Annotated in this window: 26 protein-coding genes; 14 read left to right on the top strand and 12 right to left on the bottom strand. The window is 65.5% G+C overall.

Going from position 1 to position 24534, the window contains the following annotated elements:
- From IB255_RS13625 to IB255_RS13615, 3 genes are all read right to left on the bottom strand, one after another.
- Positions 1–1191, bottom strand: coding sequence for an acyl-CoA dehydrogenase family protein (locus IB255_RS13625; RefSeq protein ID WP_081518928.1), 1191 nt, complete (start codon positions 1189–1191; stop codon positions 1–3).
- Between the two features lie 9 nt (positions 1192–1200).
- On the bottom strand, positions 1201–3294 hold the full coding sequence (locus tag IB255_RS13620) for a 3-hydroxyacyl-CoA dehydrogenase NAD-binding domain-containing protein (RefSeq protein WP_081518927.1): 2094 nt from the start codon (positions 3292–3294) through the stop codon (positions 1201–1203).
- Between the two features lie 135 nt (positions 3295–3429).
- A complete protein-coding gene (locus IB255_RS13615; protein ID WP_081518926.1) occupies positions 3430–3714 on the bottom strand; it encodes a hypothetical protein in 285 nt (94 codons plus the stop codon).
- A 180-nt stretch (positions 3715–3894) separates the two neighbouring features.
- Between IB255_RS13615 and IB255_RS13610 the strand changes: the two genes are divergently transcribed.
- Positions 3895–4845, top strand: a complete 951-nt coding sequence (locus tag IB255_RS13610; RefSeq protein WP_081518925.1) for an alpha/beta fold hydrolase — start codon at positions 3895–3897, stop codon at positions 4843–4845.
- Position 4846: 1 nt separating this feature from the next.
- Here IB255_RS13610 and IB255_RS13605 read toward each other — a convergent pair whose 3' ends face one another.
- Entirely contained in the window at positions 4847–5302 is a 456-nt protein-coding gene (locus IB255_RS13605) for a GNAT family N-acetyltransferase (protein WP_081518924.1), read from the bottom strand.
- Between the two features lie 56 nt (positions 5303–5358).
- On the bottom strand, positions 5359–6276 hold the full coding sequence (locus tag IB255_RS13600; protein WP_081518923.1) for a LysR family transcriptional regulator: 918 nt from the start codon (positions 6274–6276) through the stop codon (positions 5359–5361).
- Positions 6277–6373: 97 nt separating this feature from the next.
- Here IB255_RS13600 and IB255_RS13595 point away from each other — a divergent pair, with 97 nt between their 5' ends.
- A complete protein-coding gene (locus IB255_RS13595) occupies positions 6374–6661 on the top strand; it encodes a DUF2218 domain-containing protein (protein ID WP_081518922.1) in 288 nt (95 codons plus the stop codon).
- A 244-nt stretch (positions 6662–6905) separates the two neighbouring features.
- Here the strand turns inward: IB255_RS13595 and IB255_RS13590 are convergent, their stop codons facing one another.
- Together IB255_RS13590 and IB255_RS13585 are read right to left on the bottom strand one after the other, a co-directional pair.
- Positions 6906–7187, bottom strand: coding sequence for a type II toxin-antitoxin system RelE/ParE family toxin (locus IB255_RS13590; protein WP_081518921.1), 282 nt, complete (start codon positions 7185–7187; stop codon positions 6906–6908).
- A complete protein-coding gene (locus IB255_RS13585; protein WP_045213580.1) occupies positions 7184–7411 on the bottom strand; it encodes a CopG family ribbon-helix-helix protein in 228 nt (75 codons plus the stop codon). The genes IB255_RS13590 and IB255_RS13585 overlap by 4 nt, the downstream gene beginning before the upstream one ends.
- A 261-nt stretch (positions 7412–7672) precedes the next feature.
- Between IB255_RS13585 and IB255_RS13580 the strand changes: the two genes are divergently transcribed.
- The 5 genes from IB255_RS13580 to IB255_RS13560 all read left to right on the top strand — a co-directional run bounded on the left by IB255_RS13580 (position 7673) and on the right by IB255_RS13560 (position 12172).
- Positions 7673–9058 (top strand): sodium:solute symporter, encoded by a 1386-nt coding sequence (locus tag IB255_RS13580; protein WP_081518920.1) that lies wholly within the window; start codon positions 7673–7675, stop codon positions 9056–9058.
- Between the two features lie 25 nt (positions 9059–9083).
- On the top strand, positions 9084–10040 hold the full coding sequence (gene speB / locus IB255_RS13575) for an agmatinase (RefSeq protein WP_081518919.1): 957 nt from the start codon (positions 9084–9086) through the stop codon (positions 10038–10040).
- A gap of 75 nt (positions 10041–10115) precedes the next feature.
- Positions 10116–11039, top strand: coding sequence for a LysR family transcriptional regulator (locus IB255_RS13570; protein WP_081518918.1), 924 nt, complete (start codon positions 10116–10118; stop codon positions 11037–11039).
- A complete protein-coding gene (locus IB255_RS13565) occupies positions 11036–11755 on the top strand; it encodes a phytanoyl-CoA dioxygenase family protein (protein ID WP_081518917.1) in 720 nt (239 codons plus the stop codon). The genes IB255_RS13570 and IB255_RS13565 overlap by 4 nt, the downstream gene beginning before the upstream one ends.
- A gap of 15 nt (positions 11756–11770) precedes the next feature.
- On the top strand, positions 11771–12172 hold the full coding sequence (locus tag IB255_RS13560) for a GFA family protein (RefSeq protein WP_081519183.1): 402 nt from the start codon (positions 11771–11773) through the stop codon (positions 12170–12172).
- A 130-nt stretch (positions 12173–12302) separates the two neighbouring features.
- Here the strand turns inward: IB255_RS13560 and IB255_RS13555 are convergent, their stop codons facing one another.
- The 5 genes from IB255_RS13555 to IB255_RS13535 all read right to left on the bottom strand — a co-directional run bounded on the left by IB255_RS13555 (position 12303) and on the right by IB255_RS13535 (position 15643).
- Entirely contained in the window at positions 12303–14261 is a 1959-nt protein-coding gene (locus tag IB255_RS13555; RefSeq protein WP_081518916.1) for a DUF4105 domain-containing protein, read from the bottom strand.
- Entirely contained in the window at positions 14258–14593 is a 336-nt protein-coding gene (locus IB255_RS13550; protein ID WP_017517696.1) for a DUF2388 domain-containing protein, read from the bottom strand. The genes IB255_RS13555 and IB255_RS13550 overlap by 4 nt, the downstream gene beginning before the upstream one ends.
- A gap of 37 nt (positions 14594–14630) precedes the next feature.
- Complete coding sequence (locus IB255_RS13545) at positions 14631–14924, bottom strand: DUF2388 domain-containing protein (RefSeq protein WP_081518915.1); 294 nt, start codon at positions 14922–14924, stop codon at positions 14631–14633.
- Positions 14925–15030: 106 nt separating this feature from the next.
- Positions 15031–15351 (bottom strand): DUF2388 domain-containing protein, encoded by a 321-nt coding sequence (locus IB255_RS13540; protein ID WP_081518914.1) that lies wholly within the window; start codon positions 15349–15351, stop codon positions 15031–15033.
- Between the two features lie 94 nt (positions 15352–15445).
- On the bottom strand, positions 15446–15643 hold the full coding sequence (locus IB255_RS13535) for a DUF1127 domain-containing protein (RefSeq protein WP_081518913.1): 198 nt from the start codon (positions 15641–15643) through the stop codon (positions 15446–15448).
- A 285-nt stretch (positions 15644–15928) separates the two neighbouring features.
- On the opposite strand from IB255_RS13535, the gene IB255_RS13530 reads away from it, so the two are divergent.
- From IB255_RS13530 to gmd, 7 genes are all read left to right on the top strand, one after another.
- Positions 15929–17377, top strand: a complete 1449-nt coding sequence (locus IB255_RS13530; protein WP_081518912.1) for a glycosyltransferase — start codon at positions 15929–15931, stop codon at positions 17375–17377.
- Positions 17374–18912 (top strand): glycosyltransferase, encoded by a 1539-nt coding sequence (locus IB255_RS13525; RefSeq protein ID WP_192210489.1) that lies wholly within the window; start codon positions 17374–17376, stop codon positions 18910–18912. Before IB255_RS13530 ends, IB255_RS13525 begins: the two co-directional genes overlap by 4 nt.
- A gap of 72 nt (positions 18913–18984) precedes the next feature.
- Complete coding sequence (locus tag IB255_RS13520; RefSeq protein WP_192210488.1) at positions 18985–19815, top strand: class I SAM-dependent methyltransferase; 831 nt, start codon at positions 18985–18987, stop codon at positions 19813–19815.
- A gap of 38 nt (positions 19816–19853) precedes the next feature.
- Positions 19854–21011, top strand: a complete 1158-nt coding sequence (locus IB255_RS13515) for an acyltransferase family protein (RefSeq protein ID WP_192210487.1) — start codon at positions 19854–19856, stop codon at positions 21009–21011.
- A gap of 73 nt (positions 21012–21084) precedes the next feature.
- Complete coding sequence (locus tag IB255_RS13510) at positions 21085–22317, top strand: acyltransferase family protein (protein ID WP_192210486.1); 1233 nt, start codon at positions 21085–21087, stop codon at positions 22315–22317.
- A gap of 136 nt (positions 22318–22453) precedes the next feature.
- Entirely contained in the window at positions 22454–23359 is a 906-nt protein-coding gene (locus tag IB255_RS13505; RefSeq protein WP_081518908.1) for a GDP-mannose 4,6-dehydratase, read from the top strand.
- A gap of 203 nt (positions 23360–23562) precedes the next feature.
- The gene (gmd, locus tag IB255_RS13500) at positions 23563–24534 is read left to right on the top strand and encodes a GDP-mannose 4,6-dehydratase (protein ID WP_081518907.1); all 972 of its coding nucleotides are present in this window, start codon (positions 23563–23565) and stop codon (positions 24532–24534) included.

Raw genomic sequence — 24534 nt, 5'->3', positions numbered from 1 at the left:
TCACAGCTCGAGAATCATCTTGGAGACGATGTTCTTCTGGATTTCGTTGGAGCCGCCGAAGATCGACAGCTTGCGCAGGTTGAAATACTGGCTGGCCGGCGCGGCCGAGTAATCCGCATGCAGCGCCTGGCTGCCCAGTTCGAATTCGTCCTCGATGAAGGGCAGCGCGTAGGGGCCGAGCACCTTGCGCAGCAGGTGGCTGATCGCCTGGCGGATCTCGGTGCCCTTCACTTTCAGGATCGAGCTTTCCGCGCCCGGCACGCCGCCTTCGCGGGCGGCGGCGAGGATGCGCAGGGTGCTCATCTCGATGGCCATCAGCTGCATCTCCACCTCCGCCACCTGGGCGCGGAACAGCGGGTCTTCGAGCATCGGCTTGCCGTCGCACAGCTCGCGGCTGGCGACCTGCTTCAGGTGCGCGAGCACCGCCTTCGACGCGCCGATGCCGGCCAGCCCGGTGCGCTCGTAGGTCAGCAGGTACTTGGCGCAGGTCCAGCCTTCATTCTCGCGGCCGACCAGGTTCTCCACCGGCACGCGCACGTTGTCGAAGAACACCTCGTTGACCTCGTGCTCGCCGTCCAGGGTGATGATCGGGCACACGGTGATGCCGGGGGTCTGCATGTCGATCAGCAGGAAGCTGATGCCGCGCTGCTGCTGCGCCTCGGGGTCGGTGCGCACCAGGCAGAAGATCCAGTCGGCGTGCTGGCCGAGGGTGGTCCAGGTCTTCTGGCCGTTCACCACGTAATGGTCGCCGTCGCGCACGGCGCGGGTCTTCAGCGAAGCGAGGTCGGAGCCGGCGCCCGGCTCGGAGTAGCCCTGGCACCACCAGTCGGTGCCGTCGAGGATGCGCGGCAGGTAGTGCGCCTGCTGCTCGGGCGTGCCGAACCTGATGATCACCGGGGCGACCATGTTGACGCCGAAGGGGATGGTGCGCGGCGCGCCGAAGGCGGCGCATTCCTCTTCGAAGATGTGCTTCTGCACGGCGTTCCAGCCGGTGCCGCCGAAGGCTTCCGGCCAGTGCGTGGCGTACCAGCCCTGCTCGGCGAGCAAGCGCTGCCAGCGCTGGTGGTCGCCCTTGTTCAGGTGTTTGCCCAGGCGCACCTTGCTGGCGATGTCCTTGGGCAACTGGCTGTCGAGGAAGCGGCGGACTTCATCGCGGAACGCCAGTTCGTCGGGGGTGAAGTGGATGTCCATGGTGGGTCCTCAAAGATCGGCAAAGCGGCGGCCTTCGGCCACCAGGCGTTCGAGCAGCGGTGCGGGTTGCCACCAGGCGCCGAGGCGCTGGTGGAACTCGCGGATTCGTTCGAGCACTTGCGCAAGGCCGACGCTGTCGGCGTAGAACAGCGGGCCGCCGCGCCAGGCGGGGAAGCCGTAGCCGTTGAGGAAGATCACATCGACGTCGCTGGCGCGCTGGGCGATGCCTTCGTCGAGGATGTTGGCGGCCTCGTTGATCAGCGCGTAGAGGCAGCGCTCGAGTATTTCTTCATCAGCGACCGACGCGCGGGTGATGCCACGGTCGGCGGCGGCCTGTTCCAGCATGGCCGGCAGCGCCGGGTTGTCCTGAGCGGCGCGACCGCCCTCGCCGTACTGGTAGAAGCCGGTGCCGGTCTTCTGCCCAAGCATGCCAGCGGCGATCAGGTGGTCGAGCACTGTGGGCAGTGTCTGGCCGGGCCTGAGGTTCGGTCGCTGGCGCGAGCGGATCGCGTGGCTGATGTCGAGCCCGGACAGGTCGCGTACCGCCAGCGGCCCCATGGCCATGCCGAAGCTGCGCAGTGCGCGGTCCACCTGCGCAGGTGTGGCGCCCTCCTCCAGGAGGAATTCGGCCTGGCGGCCGTACTGGAAGATCATGCGGTTGCCGACGAAACCGTCGCACACGCCGACCACCACCGAAACCTTCTTCAGGCGCTTGCCCAGCTGCATGGCGGTGGCCAGCACGGTGTCCGAGGTGGCCTTGCCGCGCACCACTTCGAGCAGGCGCATGACGTTGGCCGGGCTGAAGAAGTGCAGGCCGACCACGTCCTGCGGACGCTTCGTGAAGGCGGCGATCTCGTCGAGGTCCAGCGACGAGGTGTTGCTGGCGAGGATCGCGCCGGGCTTGCAGTGGGCGTCCAGTTGTTCGAAGACCTGGCGCTTCACCTCCAGGCTTTCGAAGACGGCTTCGACCACCACGTCGGCATCGCCCAGCGCGGCGTAGTCGAGCACGCCGCTGATCAGGCCCAGGCGCCGCTCCATCTCTTCAGCGCCCAGGCTGCCGCGCGCCACACTGGCGGCGTACAGGCTGCGGGCGCGGTCGAGGCCGCGTTGCAGGGCTTCGTCATTCACTTCCAGCAGTTGCACCGGGATGCCGGCGTTGGCAAAGCACAGCACGATGCCGACACCCATGGTGCCGCCACCGATGACCGCGGCGCGCCGGATGTCCCGTGGCTGCACGTCGGCGGCCAGCCCGTCGACCTTGGCGGCTTCGCGCTCGGCGAAGAAGGCGTGGATCAGCGCGGCGCGCTGCGGGGATTCCATGCATTGCATGAACAGCTCGCGCTCGCGCCCCAGGCCTTCGCGCAGCGGCAATTGCGTCGCCGCTTCCACCGCGTCGATGCAGCGCTGCGGTGAGAACTGGCCGGGCAGGCGCTTCTGCACTTCGCCGCGCTTGTGGGCGATCAGCTCGGCGAGGCCGCTTTCCTGCACGCGCTCGTTGCGCTCGCCGGTGCGGCGCGGCCCTTTGCCGTCCGCCAGCAGGCGCTGGGCGAAGGCGAGTCCGGCGTCGATCAGTTCGCCGTCGAACAGTTCGTCGACGACGTTGAATTCGAGGGCCTGCGGCGCGCGGATCGGCGCGCCGGAGACGATCATCTCGAGGGCTTTTTCCACACCCGCGAGACGCGGCAGGCGCTGGGTGCCTCCGGCGCCGGGCAGCAGGCCGAGCTTCACTTCCGGCAGGCCGACCTGGGCGTCGCGGCGGGCGATGCGGTAGTGGCAGGCCAGGGCGACTTCCAGGCCGCCGCCCAGGGCGGTGCCGTGGATCACGGCAACGCTGGGCTTGCTGGCGCCTTCAAGGATATCGACCACCTCGGGCAGGGACGGCGCCTGCGGCGGCTTGCCGAACTCACGGATATCGGCGCCGGCCATGAAGGTGCGCCCGGCGCAGACCAGCACCACCGCGCGTACCTGCGGATCGGCCTCGGCCTGCTGGAAGGCGGCGAGCAGCCCGGCGCGGACGGCGTGTCCGAGGGCGTTCACCGGTGGGTTGTCGACCGTCACCAGGGCTATCTCGCCCCGGCGTTCGAGCTGTACCACTTCTGACATGCTGAACTCCGTTTTATCGTTGTTTTAACGGAATGATGTTTCGCTGTGCAGAATACGATGCTGTTTTTTATTGTCGGATTGCAAGTCCTTTTCGGCGGGGCCGCTGAGCACCCGGTTGCTTCCCGGCAGGCAAAATCAGGGCCGCTGCGTGCTTCCCGCGACCAGCAGGTCGCCGTGCACCTCGCAGTAGCATTCATCGTTCCAGCCGTAGTGCGGGTCGCGGCAGATCGAGTGGCGGACGGGGCCGGATTGGCCCAGCGCGCGGGTTCTCAGGCTGTCGCGCAGGGCTGCGTAGATCGAGCCGGGCTGCGGCCAGTCGGTGCGTACGGGACCTTCGCCGAGCTGGTTGCCGGCGCGCAGTTCGGCCCGCAGGATGGCGTCGAGTTCCGGGCAGAGCTGGGCGGTGGGCTGGCTTCTCATGGGAGTCCTTCCTGGAGCGGGATCGGTGGCAGCGCCGGCATTATCCGCGGTTTCCAGCGCCGCTTCGCCGGGTGGCCGTTTTGTCGGCTGGAAAGACCCCTTCATTCGCCTGGTGAATAGGGTTCGGCTGGCACGCCGGGCTTGGCATAGTGAAGCTCATCATCTGCGGGAGAGCGCGCCATGAACGAGTTCGAACACCAGTTGCTGGCGGTCAACGGCATCCAGCTCAGCCTCTACAGCTGTGGGCCGGCGGACGGCAAGCCAGTGTGGATGCTGCACGGCTTTCCCGAGTGCTGGCATTCCTGGCAGCACCAGATGCGCGCCCTCGCCGCTTCCGGCTACCGCGTGTTCGTCCCGGAAATGCGCGGCTACGGCCAGAGCAGCGCGCCACAAGAAGTGGACGCCTACGACGTGCTGACGCTCTGCGCGGACATCCAGGGCGCCATGGATGCGCTGGGACATGAGCGCGTGGCAATGGTCGGGCATGACTGGGGCGCGCCGGTGGCGTGGCACCTGGCGCTGCTGGAGCCGCAGCGCGTGGAGGTGCTGGCGACGCTCTCGGTGCCCTTCGCCGGCCGCGCGAAGCGCCCGCCCGTGGAGATCATGCGCGAGGTGTTCGCTGGCAAGTTCTTCTACATCCTCTACTTCCAGCAGCCCGGCCGCGCCGAGGCCGAGCTGGATGCGGACATCGCGCTGAGCCTGCGCCACTTCCTGGGTGACAACGTGCGCCTGGCGCCGGATCAGTCCCCCGACGGCCGCCTGTTCGACGGCCTGCCACCGCCGCCGGCGCACCCGGCCTGGTGCAGCGAAGAGGACTTCCAGTGGTACGTGCGGACCTTCGAGGGCCGGGGTTTCCACGGCGCGCTGAACTGGTACCGCAACTTCGAGCGCAGCTGGCAACGCACCGAGCCGCTGGCCGGGCGCAAGGTCGAGCAGCCGACGCTGTTCCTGATCGGTGACCGTGACCCGGTCGGCCGTTTCGAGGCCTACACCGTGCAGCGCATGCCCGAGCACGTGCCCAACCTCGAACAGCATGTGCTGGAGAACTGCGGCCACTGGATCCAGAGCCAGCAGCCGGAGCGGGTGAACGCGCTGCTGGGGGACTTCCTCGGCCGGCATTACCCGGCCTGAGTCAGGCGTCGCGGCGCATGCCGATGTGCGGGATATCGTCCTCCAGGTAGACCTCGGTCACCGGCGTGAAGCCATAGCGACCGTAGTAGCCCTGCAGGTGCGCCTGGGCCGAGAGGTATACCGGCAGCCCCGGCCAGCGCTGGGCGATGGCCTGCAGCGCCTGCTCCATGAGCTGGTGGCCCAGGCCAGTGCCGCGGCCCTGCGGGGCGATCACCACGCGACCGATCACCACGTCGCCGTCGTGGCGTTGCGGGTCGAGCAGGCGCAGGTAGCCGATCAGCTTGCCCTGCTCTTCCACCATCAGGTGGCAGGTATCGCCAAGCAGGTCCAGGCCATCCACTTCCTGGTAGGGGCACTTCTGTTCGACCACGAAGACTTCGGTGCGCAGCTGAAGGATGGCGTAGAGCTCTTCCTTGGTCAGGTCGCGGTGGTGCTTGCAGGTCCAGTTCAGGGCCATGAGGTGTTCACTCCGATCATCAAGGTGGCGTCTTCAGAGCGGCATGGTAGCGCGCCTCAGACCGGCGCGTGGAAGCGCAGCGTGGTCGAGCCGCCGAGGTGCCGGCGCAGCGCTTCGATGGCGACCTTCACCTTGGCCGGCTGGGCATCCCGGCGCGGAGTGACGGCATAGATGCCGAACGGCGGCAGCGTCCACTCCGGCAGCAGCCGCACCAGCCTGCCCTCCTCCAGCGCCTCGCGGACCTCCGGCTCCGGCTGGGCGGAAACCCCGAGGCCGTCGAGGGTGAACTGGCGCAGGGCGATCATGCTGTTGGCCGCCACGCGCGCCTCCAGCCGCAGCTTGCAGCTCTCCCCGTCCGGCCCGCTGAAGTTCAGGTAGGCCTGGTGCGCCACGGTGTTCAGCGAGAGCCAGTCCACGCCCTGCAGCTGCTGCGGATGGTCGATGGCCGGCATGCGCCGCAGGTACGCGGGAGCGGCGCAGATGACGTTGTTCCACTCCGCCAGGTGCCTTGCCACCAGGCTGGAGTCGGACAGCGTGCCGACGCGGATGGCGAGGTCGATGCGCTGCTCGATCAGGTCGATCTGTTCGTCGTGGAAGAACAGCTGCAGGCGCAGCTGGCGATGATTCTCCAGCAGCGGACGCAGCGCCTCGGTGATCAGTTTGCCGGAGAAGCCCACCGGCGCGGCCAGGCGCAGTTCGCCCACCGGTGCCTCGCGCCATTCGCCCAGGCGCTGCTCGGCCTCCTCGGCGATGGCGAGCATCTGCGCGCAACTGCGGTAAAAGGCTTCGCCGGCCTCGGTCAGCGTCAGCTTGCGCGTGGTGCGGTGCAGCAACGTGACCTGGGCGTGGGCTTCGAGCTTGCGGATCTGCTGGCTGACCGCCGAAGGCGTCATGCCCAGCGCTTCGGCCGCGGCGGCCATGGAGCCGCGCGCGACCACGGTGGCGAACACCGCCATGCCGCGAAGATTGTCCATTGTGAAGCTCCGCTAAAGAGTGAAAGGCAAAATAGCGGGTTTTTCCCTGGATTGCCGGCGCCTAGGATGTCATCTCCCAAAATGGAGAAGAGAAAAGATGCCTTCGAGCCGTGCCACCGTCCCTACCCCCGATGCCGCGCGCTACCTCAAGCGCCTGTGCAACCACTTCGCCCACAAGCTGCCGGTCGAACTGACCGACGACCGTGGCGTGCTGCCCTTCGATTTCGGCACCTGCCGTCTGCACGCGACCCCGCAGGCGCTGCTGATGGACGCCGAGTCTGCCGATGCGGAAGGCCTCGAGCGCCTGCAGAACGTGGTGGTCAGCCACCTCGACCGTTTCGCCTGGAAAGAAGGCCAGCTGCCGGTGAACTGGCAAGCCGCCTGACAGCGCTGGCGAAAAAAGCGCAAAAACGAAAAAACCCGGCCAAGGCCGGGTTTTTTGTCGCTTGGAAAAAGCCAGGCGTCGCTGAGGATTCGTGACCGTGATCGCTGTTGTCGGTCACTGAAAATACATGGACTCAAGAAGGGTCGCTAAATAGGCAGAGATATTGGCATTAGTTCGTTTGAATGCTTTTTAACCAAACTCCAAAGTCAATACTTTGAAACATCTTGTAACCGTGTGGCCACTTTTACCCCGAGTTATCCACACGGTCGATGCGCAAAATCTGCACAGAACGCCCCTTTACCCGGAAAGCGGCCTGGTACGGCCAGCGCTCGACCAGCAATTCGCGCACGCCGGGCACCTCGCTGGGCACACCGCTGCTGCTTTGCTCCAGGTTCGCCAGCGGGCTGACCTGCTCGACGATGTCCTGGATGGCCCGCAGCGCCTTCTCCGGGCCGATCAGCACGACGTAGTGGTCGTAGATGGCATCCAGGTCGGCGGCGGCCTTGTGCGTCCACTGCAGGCTCACGCCAAGCCCCACTTGGCTTCGATGGCCGCGTGCTCCAGCAGGTGGCCGGCATCGGCGTCCGCCACTCCCTCATCGATGGCCGCCACATGCCAGCTCTGGCGCTCCAGGTACTGCGCCAGCGCCTGGCGCAGGTGGTAGGGCCGATCCCGGTGGGTGGCGCGGGCCAGCTGGTCCAGCGCCGCCACGAGGGCATCATCGGCGCGGAACGAGACAACGGTGGTCACTTTTTGAACAGCTCCGTTTACGCTGTATACAGTGTTTACAACGATAACATACGTATACGAATCAAGCACTTGAGGAAGGAGAAGTTTTTCGCTTCGGGCGCCGGAAGGGCGCCTGAAGGCCTGTGGATGCGGGCTGGAGCAGTACTTTCGTGGCGGCGAAAGTTGGCTTCCGGCTTCGGGGATTTGTCGGCGGGGCGAGGGGCATCAGGCTGGCGGGGCGAAGGCCTGATTCCCACACAACAACAACAGGAGCCCCCCGCCATGCTGCTCGATTACCTGATCATGCTGGTCTACGCCCTGGGCATGCTTGCCCTGGGCTGGTACGGAATGCGCAAGGCGCGCAACCAGAACGACTTCCTTGTCGCCGGGCGTCGCCTCGGCCCGGGGCTCTACCTGGGCACCATGGCTGCGGTGGTGCTCGGTGGCGCGTCCACCATCGGCACCGTGAAGCTGGGTTACCTCTACGGGCTGTCCGGCCTGTGGCTGGTGTTCATGCTGGGCCTGGGGATCATCGTCCTCAGCCTGGTGTTCTCGCGGCAGATCGCGAGGCTGAAGGTCTACACCGTCACGCAGATCCTCGAGCAGCGCTACCAGGCGTCGTCGCGGCTGATCGGCGGCATCGTGATGGTCGCCTACGACCTGATGGTGGCGGTCACCGCGACTATTGCCATCGGCTCGGTGACCGAGGTGGTCTTCGAAATCCCGCGCATCCCGGCGATCCTCTGCGGCGGCGGCATCGTCATCGTCTATTCGGTGATCGGCGGCATGTGGTCGCTGACCCTCACCGACATCATCCAGTTCGTGATCAAGACCCTCGGCATCTTCGCCGTGCTGCTGCCGCTGTCGATCCACGAGGCGGGCGGCCTGTCGCGCATGCAGGAAGTGCTGCCAGCGGGCTTCTTCGAACTCGGCCACATCGGCCTGGACACCATCCTGACCTACTTCCTGCTGTACTTCTTCGGCGCGCTCATCGGCCAGGACATCTGGCAGCGCGTGTTCACCGCGCGCAGCGAGAAGGTGGTGCGCTACGCCGGCCTCGGCGCGGGCGTCTACTGCATGCTATACGGCCTGGCCTGTGCACTGATCGGCGCCGCCGCCCACGTTCTGCTGCCCAACCTGGCAGTGCCGGAAAACGCCTACGCCGAAGTCACCCGCCAGGTGCTCCAGCCAGGCCTGCGCGGGCTGGTGGTCGCGGCGGCGCTGTCGGCCATCATGTCCACCGCCTCGGGCTGCCTGCTGGCGGCCGCCACGGTGTTCCAGGAGGACATCTATGCGCGCTTCCTGCGCCCTGGCGCGCCCAACGGCCTGCGTGAGAGCCGCCTGTTCACCTTGATGATGGGCGTGGTGATGCTGGCTCTGGCATGCCTGGTGAACGACGTCATCGGGGCCCTGAGCATCGCCTACAACCTGCTGGTCGGCGGCCTGCTCGTGCCCATCCTCGGCGCCCTGCTGTGGCGTCGTGCTTCCGCACGCGGAGCCATGGCCAGCATCGTGGTCGGCTGCCTGGTGGTGGTCGCCTTCATGGCCATCGACGGCGTGCTCGCCAATACCCCCATCGCCTACGGCCTGCTCGCCAGCCTGGTCACCTTCGTGGTGGTCAGCCTCGCCGGAGCACCCGCCGCCAGCCTGCAGGCGCAGGCCGACTGAACCTCAATCAGACAGGAGACGCCCCATGCCCCATGACTTCCCGCAACCCCTGGATGCCGCGCAGATCCCACGCTTCGCCGGCATCCCCAGCTTCATGCGCCTGCCGATCTTCGAGGACCCGGCGCAGGTGGATATCGCCCTGCTCGGCGTGCCCTGGGATGGCGGCACCACCAACCGCGCCGGCGCCCGTCACGGCCCGCGCGAGGTGCGCAACCAGTCGAGCCTGATGCGCAAGGTGCACCACGTCAGCCATATCGCACCCTATGACCTGCTGCGCATCGGCGATATCGGCGACGCTCCGGTGAACCCCATCGACCTGCTCGATTCGCTCAAGCAGATCGAGGGCTTCTACCGGCGCATCCATGCCGCCGGCACCGTTCCGCTGTCGGTGGGCGGCGATCACCTGGTGACCCTGCCGATCTTCCGCGCGCTGGCCGCCGAGCGACCCATCGGCATGGTGCACTTCGATGCCCACTCCGACACCAACGACCGCTACTTCGGCGACAACCCCTACACCCACGGCACGCCGTTCCGCCGTGCCATCGAGGAAGGCTTGCTGGACCCGAAACGCACGGTGCAGATCGGTATTCGCGGTTCGATCTACGACGCCGACGACGAAGCGTTCGCCCTTGAACAAGGCATTCGCGTGATCCACATGGAAGAGTTCGCCGACCTGGGCGTTGCCGCCACGCTGGCCGAAGTGCGCCGGGTGGTGGGGCAGGGGCCGACCTACGTGACCTTCGACGTCGACGTGCTCGACCCGGCCTACGCGCCCGGTACCGGCACGCCGGAGATCGGTGGCATGACCACGCTGGAGGCGCAGCATATGATCCGCGGTCTGCAGGGGTTGAACCTGATCGGCGCCGATGTGGTGGAGGTTTCGCCGCCGTTCGACCAGGGCGGGGCGACCGCGCTGGTGGGCGCCACCATGATGTTCGAGCTGCTCTGCGTGCTCGCAGATTCGGTCGCCGCACGCCGTTGACCACCCTGGGGGTTCACGGGGCGGCGCGCTCGGCGCTATAACGAAAGGCCTGCGCCCGCCGCCACGAGAACTCCCATGCTGGGCAATCTTTCCGATATCGACCTGCGCCTGCTGCGCACCTTCTGCACCATCGTCGAGGCGGGCGGCTTCACCGCCGCCCAGGTACGCCTGAACACCAGCCTGTCGCGGCTGAGCGTGCTGGTGCGCGACCTTGAACTGCGCCTGGGCTATTCGCTGTGCCGACGCGGCAGCAGCGGCTTCCAGCTTACCGAGGAAGGGCAGCAGCTGTACGAGGCGGCGCTCGGGTTGTTCGTCGATATCGAACGCTTCCGCGAACAGGTGACCGGCCTCGGCGGCCGCGACCGCGAAGTGCTGCACCTGGGCTGCGTCGACGGTGTGCTCGGCCAGCACTGCTGGCCGCTGCCGCTGGCGCTCCGGCTGTTCCGCGAGGGGCATCCGCGAGTGCGCCTGAACCTGCACACCCAGCGCCCGGACGAGCTAGAGAACGCGGTGCTGGAGGAGCGCCTGCAACTGGCCATCGGCGCCTTCCATCATCGCTTGTCGGGGCTTTGCTACCAGTTGCTGTTCCGCGAGGAGCAGAACCTCTATTGCGCGCAGGGGCACCCGTTCTTCGCGCGTGCGCAGGACGAGCCTTCCCTGGAGCAGATCTGCGCGGCCGAATACGTCGGCCGCGGCTACATGACCGAAAGCCGCCGGCCCCACGGACTGGTCTTCAGCCGCGCCACCAACGCCTACAGCATGGAGGCCATCGCCAACCTGGTGTTCAGTGGCACCTTCATCGGCTACCTGCCCACGCACTACGCGGCGCAATGGGTCGCACAGGATCGCCTGCGGGCGATCCGCCCGGCGCAGCTGGCCTATGTCTCGGAGTTCCATTGCGTGACCCGCCAGGGGGCCGAGCCGGGCGAGGTGCTGGGGGCCTTCCTCGACGCTCTGGAGCGCGCCCAGGCCGAACTGGGTAGCGGGGCGCCGGCGTGAGCGACGTGCAGGCATTGCGCGAGGACGGTTTCGTCCTGCTGCACGGTCTGCTGGATGCCGAACAGGTGGCCGAAGTGCGTACGCTGATCGACGACCTGCGCCCGCTGCACTGGGACTACGAAGGGCTGGTGGATCACTACAAGTGCGTGTTCAACCGCTCTCCGAGCTGGCTGCCCTTTCTCGATCCACCGGGGTTGATCGAGCTGGCGGAAGCCGCGCTGGGCGCGGACTGCCATGTGGTCGGCCAGACCGCCTGGCGCTGCCATCCCGGCTTCATCGGCGCGGAAATGCACCAGGACTACCTGCCTGTCGCGCTGCCGGGAGCGGACCTGGAACTGCCAATGTTCATCTGCACGGCGCAGATCTATCTCGATGACATCGATGATGCGCTGTGCCCCACCTGGGTGATCCCCGGCAGCCATCGCGCCGGCCGCGCGCCGGCACCGGACGAGCGCGAATGGGCGGGCAGGACGGCCGAGCCGGTGCTCTGCCGCGCGGGCGATTGCCTGCTGTTTCGCAGCGACTTGTGGCACGCCGGAAGCTGCAACCTGAGCGAGCGCACACGCTACCTGCTGCAGGTGCACTATGGGCGCCGGATGGTTGCGCAGAAGTTCTCACCCTACCTGGACTGGACCTTCAACCCCGAGGTGCTCGCCGCCTGCACACCGCGACAACGCCGGCTGCTGGGCGATCACGAAGAGGCCGAGTACGACTGAATGGGAGACTCACTGATGAAGGCTGTACATGCCGGCGGCTGCCATTGCGGCCAGCTGCGCTACGAGTGCGATGCCGCGCTGACGGACGTCGCCCATTGCCATTGCTCGATCTGCCGGCGCACCACCGGCGGTATCGTCACCACCTGGGCCACGGTGCCTCTGGACAGCTTCCGCTGGACCCTCGGGACGCCGGCCGAGTATCGCTCCTCGGCGTCCTGCATCCGCTACTTCTGCAGTCGCTGCGGCGCGCAGCTGGCGCTGTTCACCGACCAGGCACCGGAGACCCTCGACCTCACGACGGCGACGCTGGACGAGGTGGCGACGGTGCTGCCGGACCGGCATATCTGGGTGAAGAGCCGGCTGCCCTGGATACACTTGGACGAGCAGTTGGAAGAGGAGTGGGAAGAGAAGCTTTAACGCTGCTGCACCGACGTCAGGGTGACGCTTCGTAGGATGGGTGGAGCGCAGCGATACCCATGCGGTCGGCGCGGCGGATTGATGGGTATCGCTGCGCTCCACACCATCCTACAAGGGCAGTCACGGAGTCTCAGGGCAGCTCCAGTCCGCCCGACGCCTTGTGCAGCTCGCGCAGGTGCGCGCCGATCTGCTTGGTATTGGCTTCCAGCGCGGCCAGTTCGTCGCGGCGTACCGGTGTCAGCAAGGCGCGGACTTCGCGGTCGAGGTTGTCGCTGAGCTGGCGCAGGCGCTGCTGGCGCTGCTGCGTCTGTTTCTCCAGGGTTGCCGTCTCCGGCGCCTGGGGCAGGCCGTAGCCGCCGTCGAGCAGCTCGGCCGGGCGGCTGAGGAAGCCGCTGTCGTCGAGGATCTGCTGCAAGGTCTTGCCGGCCGCGGCGAGGTCCGGCTTGCTCTGCATGGCGTCCGGGTTGCTCAGGTACAGGCGCTTGAGTTCGTCCTGGGCCAGCAGTAGCTGGCGGCGCAGCGAGGCCTGTTCGAGCAGCAGCAGGGCGGCGCTCGAGCGCAGGTCGGCCTTGTCGAACCACGGGCGGCGCTCGACGGCGGGTAGGGCGAGCCAGTCCTCGACCTTGTCCTGCGGGACGTTCATGCGCTGCTTCAGCACATCGAACATGGCCTGGTAGCGGTCGCGGAAGGAGTCGAAGCGATAGCCCAGGCGCAGCGCTTCCTTGGGGTTGTCCAGCACGCTGGCGTCGGCGATACCCTTGTTCTCCAGCAGGCCGAGTACGCCGTAGGGCGTGATGCTGTCCATGCTCTGCAGGCTCTGGCGCTGGATGCCGCTGCGTAGCAGCTTGAGCGTCTCCACCGCGCAGTTGTTGGACAGGAAGTAGTAGTTGCCGTCGTAGCTCCAGTGGCTCTGCGCCGAGCGCTCCACCAGGCTGGCGACCTCGTCGCGGCTGAGCTTGAGCGGAATCGAGGCGAGGCTGCGCAGCTCGACCTTGGTGTATTCCTCGATCACCTGGGACAGCGGCAGCACGAACAGGCGCGAGGGGTAGGCGCCGGTCAGGCCGTCCCAGCTGGAGAGCTGCAGATCGCCGACGAAGGCGCGGTAGGACAGCACCAGGTGCTGGTCGAGGTCCAGGCGGCAGGCCGGGCCGCGCGGGCGCCCTGGCGCGCAGACCACCAGGCGCAGCATGGTGTGGCCCCAGCGGCTGGCGATCTCGTTGTTGGCCTCGGCGATCAGGTAGTCGACCTCGTAGACACGCTCCGGGTCGAGATACCCCAACGGCTGGCGGCCGAAGTCGCGGCCGGCGTTGAGGTAGGCGTACTGCGTCGAGCATTCGTCGTGCGGGCGCTCGCCGAAGCGTTCCGCGTAGTAGCGGTACAGCGCCGGTCGGCGGCAGGCGAAGCTGCGGTCGAGGAGGAAGTACTCCATGTTCACCGCGACATACTCGCGCGGGTTGGTCAGCTCGTAGCGGTCCGGGCTGCGCAGCAGGAAACGGTTGTGCTGTTCGCGCTCGCCATGTTTGCCGGCGTATTGCGGCCAGCCGGCGAGGTCGAGCAGGCGCGGGTCGTCCGAGAGGCTGAAGCGGCGGCCGGTCTGGCCACGGCAATCGTCCGGTGCGCCGACGCGACCCAGGCTCTTGTCGCGCATCGTGCAGCGACGGATCACCCGGCCTTCGTCGGTATCCCAGAGGCGCGCGCGGTCGTAGAGGTGGGTCAGCTCATGGAGCAGGGTCGCCAGCAGTTCGCGGCGCAGGGTGCCGTGGGTGCGGCCGGTCTGCTCGGTGGCGGCGCTGCCGTCGGTGAGCGGGCCGAGATAGCGGGTATTCAGGGCGATGGCGCCAGGGCGCAGGGTGCGGCCCATGCCATTGCTGGGCAGGTCGTCGCGCCATTGCACTTCGACGCTGCGGTCCAGGCGCTGCACGAAGCTGTCCGGCAGGGTGTGCAGGGCTTCGTCCAGCAGTTGCTGGCTGGCCTGGCGCTGGGCGGCGTTCAGGCCGTCGGCTTCCAGCTCCAGGCGGAGCGAGGCGTGGCTGCTGGCGGCGACTATCAGTGCCAGGGCCGCCAGCCAGCGGCCAGCCCGGAGTCTCACAGAGCGAGGATGGCTTCGGCCAGGTCCTGGTCGGAGGCTTCGCGAGCCTGCGGCACCTGCTCGCGCAGTACCTTGAACGCGGCTTCCAGTTGCGCACCACGGATCGCGCCGTCGCTGCCAACGTAGCTGGCGGCATCGTCACGGGCTTCGCGGACGACTTTCATGTCACGCACGGAGGTGGTGGTGTCCGAGGTGAAGTCGATGCTGCGGGCGAAGGCGTTGGTGGTGATGTTGAACACGCGGACCACCGATTGGGCCTGGGCGGTGGAGGCGCAGGCGGCAAGCAGGAGGCCGAGGATCAGGGGGCTCTTGGAAAGCGAGCTGAGGCGCATGGATGTCTCCGAAAGGGCAGCGGGAGCTGCTCACGACTTATTTGGCAAGAATTGCTTCGGCCAGTTCCCGATCGTTCGCCGCCAGCTCCGGATGCCGCTGACGCAGCCAGTGCAGCGCAGCCTCCAGGCGGGCACCGCGCAGGGCTCCATCGGTGGCAACGAACTGCGCCGCGTCGTCGCGGGCGCCGCGCAGCAGTTTGTTGTCGAAGGGCGCGCTGGTGACCTGGCTGGTGGCGTAGCTGGTCGCGACCGGAAACTGGGTGGTCTGGTCGAATGCCCAGGCGGGCAGCGAACAGGTCAGCAGCGGCAGCAGGAACAGCAGGGTACGCATGGGCTTGGACAATCGAGAAAGCACGGCCGCCAAGGCTAACGGAATGCGCGGGCGAGAGCCAGCGCAGAGCGCCGGGCGGAGCGCCCGGCGCGGAGGGTTCAGCCGATCAGATGGTCAGGATGGCCTGGGCCAGCTGCTGGTCATTGGCGGCCAGGGTCGGCAGTTTGCTGCGGATGTGGGCGAGGGCGGCTTCCAGGTGTGCGCCGCGGATCTGGCCCTGGCTGGCGACGAAGGTGGCTGCGTCGTCACGGGCTTCGAGGACGATCTTGTCGTCCTTGAAGGAGTTGCTCAGGTCCGAGGTGCCGTCGGAGGTGGCGCCGGTGGCGCGCACCGACAGGTCGGTGGTGTAGACGAAACTGGTGGCGTAGGCACCGGTGGCGCAACCGATCAGGGCGGCGGCAGCGATCAGGCGAAGGCTGTTCTTCATTGGAGTGGCTCCGGAATAAGACCAAGCAAAGGTGGCCGGGGCGGCCACTCTAACTGTGCTCAGACTAGCCAAGACTGACCGGTGTCACCAGCATTCAGCGCCAGAATGGTTTCGAGATTTCTCTCACGCGTTCGCTGGGGCTGATGCCCAGGTCGGCCAGCTGCAGGCTGGTCAGCTCGGCGAGCTGGCGGCGGGTGCGGGCGTTGTGCAGCCATTGCTGGAGCAGGCGCCAGGGGTGGATTGGTGCGGCCAGGCGCTGGGCTGGGGTAGGGGCGAGCAGAGTGCGTTCCATGGCGATGTCCTCCGGCTGTTCGAGATGCGAGTGGCATTGGAGGCCATGATTTCGCACCAAGAGCCTGACTCTCCAGTCACAGCGGAGGACGATTGTTCTGGGTCAGTTCCAGGAAGTTCGCAACTGTATTGCTTGGTTATCACCCCATCTGTACTCACGGCGGAAAGGCTCTTGCCAGCGCGGCTAAGAACTGGTGCTATGCATCCATCTTCAGAATTTTCGCAGTTGCGTCACTGGCTGCATCGATAATAAGAACCGCGCAGGAGCGGGGCCTGTGGTCGCATCATGATGGATACGCTCATTCTCATTGGCTCGAAAATCAGCCAGGACACCATCCACAGTTCACTGGGCAAGCCGGAGTACAGCTACTACTTCCTGATGAAGGAATTCGTACCTGCATTGCAGCGCCTGGGCAGCGTCGTCGAGGTCAAGAGTCTCGACGAAGTCGATGCGCTCTACGACCAGCACAGTGCCCAGGGCCGGAAAGTCGTGTTCTTCAGTTTCAGCCCGCCGCAGCAGACGCCAGAAGGTTTGCGATGTCCGACCATCCCGGTGTTCGCCTGGGAATTCGACAGCATCCCGACCGAGGCCTGGGGTGATGAACCGCGCAACGACTGGCGGCACGTCTTCGCCAGCTCCGGCGCCGCTCTGACCCTCAGCCGCGAAGCCGCGGATGCGGTAAAGGCGGTGATGGGCGACGACTATCCGATCATCGCTCTGCCAGCACCCGTGTGGGATCGCTTCCAGGGCGAGAGCATGGCCGACGCACGTCGTCTGAACCTCTCGGAAAGAATGCTGTGCTTCACGGGACACGTGATCGACAGCCCGCACCTGGGCTTGTCGGCCGACTGCCTGGTGTTGCCCCCGCAGTCAGCCCCTGCGCTCGTGCCGTCACCGGCTGGGCCCTTGTCGTCCGATATTCGCTGGCTGACCACCAAGGCCCTGTTCAAAGGCTGGTGGGAGGAGGCGGTTGCACCTTTCCTGCCGTCCGGGCGCAAGGCCGCCGAGGTCGAGCCGTCGGCGCCGCAGCCCGCGCAAGCGGAGCCCCGGCAGGTGGCGCTGCGCGGAGTGGTCTACACGACAGTGCTCAACCCCGGCGACCATCGCAAGAACTGGATCGACATGATCAGCGCGTTCTGCTGGGCGTTCCACGATGTGGCCGACGCGACGCTGGTGGTGAAGATGACCCACCACGACCTGGAGAGCTACCGCGTGATGCTGATGACGCTGCTCTCACGCCTGGCGCCATTCCAGTGCCGGATCATGGTGATCCATGGCTTCCTTGCGGACGAGGAGTATTGCGACCTGGTCCGCCATTCGACCTATTACGTGAACACCTCGGTGTGCGAGGGCCTGTGCCTGCCGTTGATGGAGTTCCTCAGCTGCGGCAAGCCGGCGATCGGGCCGCGTCATACCGCGATGCTCGACTACCTCGACGAGGATGTCGCGTTCATCGTTGGCAGTGCTCCGCAGCCAGCCAGCTGGCCGCACGATTCACGCGCCCTGCTGCGTGCCTACCTGCACCGCCTGAACTGGGAGTCGCTGGTAACCGCCTACCGCCAGAGCTATGCGACGGCCAAGCGCCCTGTGGACTATGGGCGGATGTCCGAGGCCGCGGAGCGCAGGATGCATGAGTACTGTTCGGTGGCGCAGGTCAGTGGACGCCTGGGCGAGTTCCTTGACGATCAATTGGTGTCTTGCCCGGGCACCGCAAAGAGGAGCCTGGCGCTATGAGGTTCCTGATCTATTCGGAAGTCAACGCGTCGAACATCGCCACCAGCCTCGGCCGGCCGGAGTACAGCTACTACTTCGTGCTCAAGGAGTTCATGCCGGTACTCCGGCAGCTCGGCGAGGTCATCGTGGTGCAGGACCCGCAACGCGAGGTCGATCCGCTGTTCCACCAGGCGCTGGCCGAAGGCGAGCGCTGCGTGTTCCTGTCGTTCTCACCTCCACACAAGACCGTCCGCGGGTTGGTATGCCCAACAATTCCGGTATTCGCCTGGGAGTTCGACACCATTCCCGACGAGACCTGGCATGGTCAGTCGGAGCAGGACTGGCGTTTCGTCCTCAACGGGCTGGGACGTGCCGTGGTGCATTCAAACCAGACGGTACGCGCCATTCACCGCGCGGTGCGCGACGACTTCCCGGTGACGTCCATTCCGGCACCGGTCTGGGATCGCCTGGAAGGCCTGCGGGAGATGCTTGCCCAGCCGCGCCCGGCCAGCGCCGAGCACCGTATCAAAGTGCCGCGCGGCGTGGTGGTGGATACCCGTACGCTGGACCTTGGGCCTTATCGTCCCGGTCCCAACGCACTGGAAGAATTCATTGCCGCCGGCCAGCCCAAGCCAGTGGTCGGCCCGGCGATGGCGCCGGAAGCGAGCAGCAGACCGGGCCCCTTGCAGGTGGCTCACACCACGGTTCGCTATCTGCTGGAGTGGTATCGCCTGGTCTGGCGCGAGCTCATGCCCGCACCGGTCACTGGCGCACTGGCCACCGTCAAGCGCCGGGTCCGTCCGACCAGGCCGCTACCCGCCGCCCTGCCAGTGGAGTCGGCTCCAACCTCCAGTCCCGATCCGGTGGAGACCGGTTGGTGGGTTCCCGCAAGCCATGAGCTGGTGCTCGACGGGGTGGTCTTCACCTCGATCCTCAATCCCTACGATGGCCGCAAGAACTGGACCGACATTCTCACGGCGTTCTGTACCGCGTTCCGCGATGAGCCCGATGCGACCCTGCTGTTCAAGCTGACGCACCAGGAATACCGCTCCGCCGTCGAGGCCATGCTGACCACGCTGGCGCGCCTGCCGGAATTCCGCTGCCGCATCGTGCTGGTGCATGGCTTCCTCGAACAGAGCGACTTTAACGCCTTGATCGAAGCCAGCGACTTCGTGGTCAACGCCTCGCATGGTGAGGGCCAGTGCCTGCCGCTGATGGAAATGCTGTCCTGCGGGATTCCCGCACTGGCCCCGCGCAACTCGGCGATGCTGGACTACATGGACACTGACGTCGGCTTCGTGGTGAACAGCTGGGAGGACGGCACTGCCTGGCCGCACGACCCGCGACTGGCCTACCGCACCTGCCGTCACCAGTTGGACTGGGCGTCGCTGCGCGATGGCTATCTCGCTGCCTATCGCTGCTACCTCGGTGCACCGGAGCGTTATCGCCAGCTGTCGGCCAATGCCATCGAGCGCATGCGTGGTCATTGCTCCCAGACGGTGGCCCGGCAGCGGCTGTGTCAATTGCTGGAGATTGAGGAGGAGGCGTGCGCTTGAGCCGCGCCTGCCTTGAAGCGCTTCTGGCCGCAGGCGTTGCCGCGGCATACACCCGCCATAGCTGGAGCTGACATGCTGGAGTTCATCAAGGGCCTGGGCCGCAAGCCGGCGCCGGCCGCAGAGCCCGAACGCACCCCCGATCCGGTGACTGTACCGGTCGAAAACCTGTCGACGCTCAAGGATACCTATCTGAGTGGCTGGTTCCACCAGGAGACCGATGAGCTGTTCGAGGGCTTCCCGATCAGTGCAGACGACTCTGTGCTCGACATCGGCTGTGGCGACGGACCTTTCGTGCAGTTCTGTGCCCAGCGTGGTGCGGAGGTGATCTTCGCCGACATCGATGCCGACAAGGTGGCCGGCGTCGAGCGTGCTCTGCAGGGCTCCAATGCCCGCGCCATGCTGCCCCTGGTCACCGACGCGAATCCGATTCCGCTGCCCGATGCTCGGGTGGACAAGGTCGTGGCGATGGAAGTGCTGGAGCATGTCGAGGACCCGGCACAGTTCATGAGCGAACTGGTCCGCGTCGGCAAACCCGGCGCGCTCTACTTGATCACCGTGCCCGATCCCCTGGGCGAAAGCGTGCAGAAGGAATTGGCTCCTCCTGCCTATTTCGAACATCCCAACCATATTCGAGTGTTCGAGCGCGAAGCCTTCGAGCAACTGGTCCGCGACTCGGGTCTGGTCATCGAGCGTCAGGCCCATTACGGCTTCTACTGGTCGGTGTGGTGGTTCTTCTTCTGGGCCTGCAAGCAGGACCTCTCGCCGCCGTGGCACCCGCTGCTCGATAGTTGGACGCGCACCTGGAACATGATGCTGGCCACGGAAGAGGGGCCACGGATCAAGAAGGCCCTGGACAATGCGATGCCCAAGAGCCAGGCGATCATTGCGCGCAAGCCGGCGTAGGCGGGAGTGTCAGTGGTAATGAACAGCCGGTGCAGCCAATGAGCAAGGGTCGGATTGCCGACATCGAGATTCTGCGCGCCTTCGCGGTGCTCTTCGTGGTGCTGCACCATGCCCACGGCAACCTGATTTCCTGGACCTCTCCGCGCTTCGATGCCTTGACCGCGCATTTCTCCGGCGGCTTTGGCGTGGACCTGTTCCTCGCCATTTCCGGGTTCGTCATTGCTCGCGATCTGTTGCCGCGGCTGAGGGCCGCCGCGGAAGCCGGCTCGGCCTGGCGTTGCATACTCGCCTTCTGGGTCCGCCGAGCCTGGCGCTTGTTGCCTTCTGCCTGGTTCTGGCTGGCCGTGGTGTTACTGGCTGTCGTGTACTTCAATAGCACAGGTGTTTTCGGCAGTTGGGGCGCCAACCTCGACGCAACTTATGCCGGCGTCCTGCAGTTCGCCAACTGGCGCTTTGCCGAGACCTTCATGCGCAGCGAGTACGGTGCCAGCTTCGTGTACTGGAGCCTGTCGCTGGAAGAGCAGTTCTATATCCTGCTGCCGCTGATTGCCCTGCTGGCTCGCCGCTGGCTGGTCCATGTGTTGCTTGTGCTGGTGGTGTACCAGCTGTTCGCTTCCCGCGGCCTGGTGATGGTGATGTTCCGCAGCGACGCGCTGATGCTGGGCGTGTTGCTGGCGATGTGGAGCCGTAGGGCCTCCTACGAGCGACTGCGTTCGCTACTGCCTGCCCGGGGTGGCAGCGTGGTGCTGGTTGCTATCAGCCTGCTCATGGGGGCGTTCTGGTCGGATACCCTCGATGTGGGCATCTACAAGTTCAGCCTGGTGGCGATCTGTTCCATCGTGCTGGTCTGGATGGCGTCCTATGACGCAGAGCTGTTCGTTCCGGTGGGCCCCTGGCGTCAGGTAATCATCTGGATTGGCACGCGCTCTTATGCCATCTACCTGATCCACGTGCCGGCGTTTTTCGCTACACGCGAATTCGCCGCCCGCCTGTACCCACAGCTGCCGGTGGATGATCGCTTCTTCTACCCTTTCGTGCTGTGCTCGACGGCTTTGATCGTCGTGTTGAGTGAGCTGAATTTCCGTCTGCTGGAGACGCCACTGCGTCGTCGCGGGGCGCTGATGGCGCGGCGGATATCAGGCGATCTGCCTGAGGCTTCGTCTGGCCTGGCGGTGGAGCAGGGGTTTGGACGGTGATCATGAGGCAATGCTCCGCGCAGGCCGGAAAGCGTCTTGCCATGCAGGAAATGAGGAAAGTCGAGGAATGCGCATGAGCAAGGGTAAAAACCCGGAGATCGAGTACCTGCGGGCCGTTGCTATCGGCATGACGTTGCTGTGCCACGTGCCTATGCTGTTGCCCTACTACGACGCGCTGTTCGGTCGCTTTTTCAGCCTGTACATGCCCTGGTCGGGTGTGGATCTGTTCTTCTGCATTTCCGGTTACATCGTCTGCAAGAGCTATCTGGACTATTTCGACCAGCATCGGCAGCAGGGCAGTTTTGCCATTGCGGCCCAGAGCTTCTGGTTGCGGCGCATTTACCGGCTGTTGCCGACCGCCTGGTTGTGGATCCTGATTCCCCTGGCGCTGTCAGTGCTGTTCAATCGCAGCGGCGCCTTCGGCTCCTGGTTCGAGAACCTGCGCAGTTTTGCTGCGGTAGCGACCTTCAGCGGTAACCTGGCGAACCAGTACGGCGGGATGCTGGGCCCCAACGCGGTCTACTGGAGTCTGGCGCTGGAAGAACAATTCTACTTCCTCCTGCCATTCTTCCTGCTCTGTGTGACGGCTTTCCGCTGGCGTGTCGGGTTGCTGCTGGTGCTCATCGCCCTGCAGTTCGGCCTTGATCGCAATATGTTCGGGACGCCGACCAGCGCCATGCTCAACTCATTCCGGCTCGACGCGATGATGTGGGGCGTGCTGCTCTGCCTGGCGGGACGCACGCCGTTGCTTCGACAATTCGAGCCCACCTTCCTGGGCAAGAGCGCCTGGCTGCGCCTGGCCTTCGCACTCGTCTTGCTCTACCTGCTGGGGGCCATTCCCGGCCAGCTCATCGCGATGCCCATCGCCGTGGGGCTGATCGCTATCGTTGCGCTGCTGCTGGTGTGGGTCGCCAGCTACCAGCAGGGGTACCTGTACTGTCCGGCGGTGCTGTCGCGGCCGCTGCTCTGGCTGGGGTCGCGCTCCTACGGCTTGTACGTCATTCATATCTGCGCTTATCACCTGAGCCGTGAGATCTGGTATCGCTATGCTGCGGCGCAAGGCATCGAGCTCGACAAGTCATTTACCCTGGAACTGGTGGTGACGGCGTTGGCGATTGCGCTGATCGCCAGTGAGCTGAATTATCGATTTGTCGAAGAGCCGCTGCGGCGCAAGGGCGCGCGGATTGCGCGGGAGCGGCTGGAGCGGTTTTCCGCGGGTGTCCCGGTGGTGGATGCCCCGCATCCGGACACGCAGCCGCTCGAGGGGACCCGGATGGATACGCCGGGCGCGCGGGCGCCCGAGTGAGTGCTGCCGGTTCAATTGTTGAAAACCTTGCGACCGTTTTCGGGTCACAGAAGGCGAGAGTGTTCTCGCGTTGCTGTGACCAACCGGTCAGCCATTTCGGGTTCCTTTCCTTGAGAACAATCAGAGAGACTGGCCTTTGAACAAACGATTGCTGGTAACAGGGCTTTCCGGTTTCGTGGGCACCCAGCTTCGAGCGTCGCTGGAGCCGCAATGGCAGTTGATGGAGCTGCCGCGCCTGGATCTGGCCGAGCCCGGGGCTTTCGATGAGTATCTGCGCGACGATGTGCCGGACGCGGTGATTCACCTGGCGGGCCAGACGTTCGTGCCGCAGGCTTTCCGTGATCCTGCCGGAACCTTGCAGGTGAACGTCATCGGCACGCTGAACCTGCTGCAGTCACTCAAGCGTTGCGGTTTTTCCGGGGCCTTTCTCTACGTGAGCTCCGGGGATGTCTACGGGCAGGTGAGCGAGGATCAGCTGCCCGTTACCGAGTTGCAGCTGCCGAGGCCGAGGAACCCCTACGGCGTGAGCAAGCTCTCGGCGGAGCTGCTTTGTCAGCAGTGGAGCTTCGCCGAACCTTGGCGCATGATGGTGGCACGCCCGTTCAACCACGTGGGAATGGGCCAGAAGGCTGATTTCGTGATACCGGCGGTCGCAAGACAACTCGCGCGTATTCGTCATGGATTGCAGGATGCGTGTATCGAGGTAGGGGACATCGATGTCACCCGCGACTTCCTCGATGTGCGTGATGTTCTGTCGGCCTACTTCGCATTGCTCGAAAAGGGGCGTTCGGGGGAGGTGTACAACGTTTGTTCGGGCCAGGAGTATCGCGTGCGCGACCTGATCGCCCAGATGGCCGCGCTGGCCGGCGTGGAACTGCAGATTCGCCAGGATCCGCAGAAGCTGCGCAAGGCCGAGCAAAGGCGTGTTCGAGGCAGCAATGCCAAGCTGCAGAGTGAAACCGGCTGGAAGCCGGCTCACGGGATGGAGCAGATCCTGCTGGATGTGCTGGCTGACTGGGATGTCCGCGCCTTGCAGGAGTGACACCGGTCGCGCTGGGTTTGCGACCACTGCTGGCGATACCTGTCGCCGCTTCAGGACCCCGCCAGGCCTGCCAGGGGGAACGGGGTCCCAGGTAATGTGCTGCACGCGGAGGCATCGCTCGGGTGGAAGCCGATCGAGACTCCGACATAACTAAAACGAGCTCGCAGCGCTTTCATCTGCGAGCCATCACGGATGCTAGAAGAATGACAAAAAGTGCTCTGATCACCGGCCTGACCGGACAGGATGGCGCCTACCTTGCGAAACTGCTGCTGGAAAAGGGCTACAAGGTCCACGGTCTGGTGGCTCGCCGCAGCAGTGATACACGTTGGCGCTTGCGTGAACTGGGGATCGAGTCCGAGGTGATCTACCTCGATGGCGATCTGGCAGACGCTTCCTCGGTGCAGCGTGCCGTGATCAAGGCCAAGCCGGACGAACTCTACAACCTTGGCGCACAGAGCTTTGTCGGCAGCTCCTGGGACCAGCCGGTTACCACCGGCATCGTCGATGGCCTGGGCGTGACCCACCTGCTGGAAGCCATCCGCCAGTTCAGTCCGGAAACGCGCTTCTACCAGGCATCCACCAGTGAGATGTTCGGCCTGATCCAGGCCGAGCGGCAGGACGAGAACACGCCGTTCTACCCGCGCAGCCCCTACGGCGTGGCCAAGCTCTATGGCCACTGGATCACCGTGAACTACCGCGAGAGCTTCAAGCTCCACGCCTCCAGCGGCATCCTCTTCAACCATGAATCACCGCTGCGCGGCATCGAATTCGTGACGCGCAAGGTCACCGATGCGGTGGCCCGCATCAAGCAGGGCAAGCAGAGCGAGCTGCGCCTGGGCAACATCGACGCCAAGCGTGACTGGGGTTTTGCCGGCGATTACGTCGAAGCCATGTGGCTGATGCTGCAGCAGGAGCAGCCGGATGATTACGTTGTCGCCACCGGCGTGACGACCACCGTCCGCGAGATGTGCCGCATCGCCTTCGAATATGTAGGTCTGAAGTACCAGGATCATGTGGTGATCGACCCGGCCTTCTTCCGCCCGGCGGAAGTGGACGTGCTGCTGGGTAACCCTGGAAAGGCCGAGCGAGTGTTGGGCTGGAGTCCCAAGACCAGCCTGGAGAACCTTATCCACATGATGGTCGACGCCGACCTGCGTCGCGTTGGCAAGGAGTGA

The organism is Pseudomonas sp. PDM22 (genome assembly GCF_014851965.1).
Classification (GTDB): Bacteria; Pseudomonadota; Gammaproteobacteria; order Pseudomonadales; family Pseudomonadaceae; genus Pseudomonas.
The sequence above is the reverse complement of the archived record's forward strand: the minus strand, read 5'-3'. Positions and strand labels throughout refer to the sequence as shown.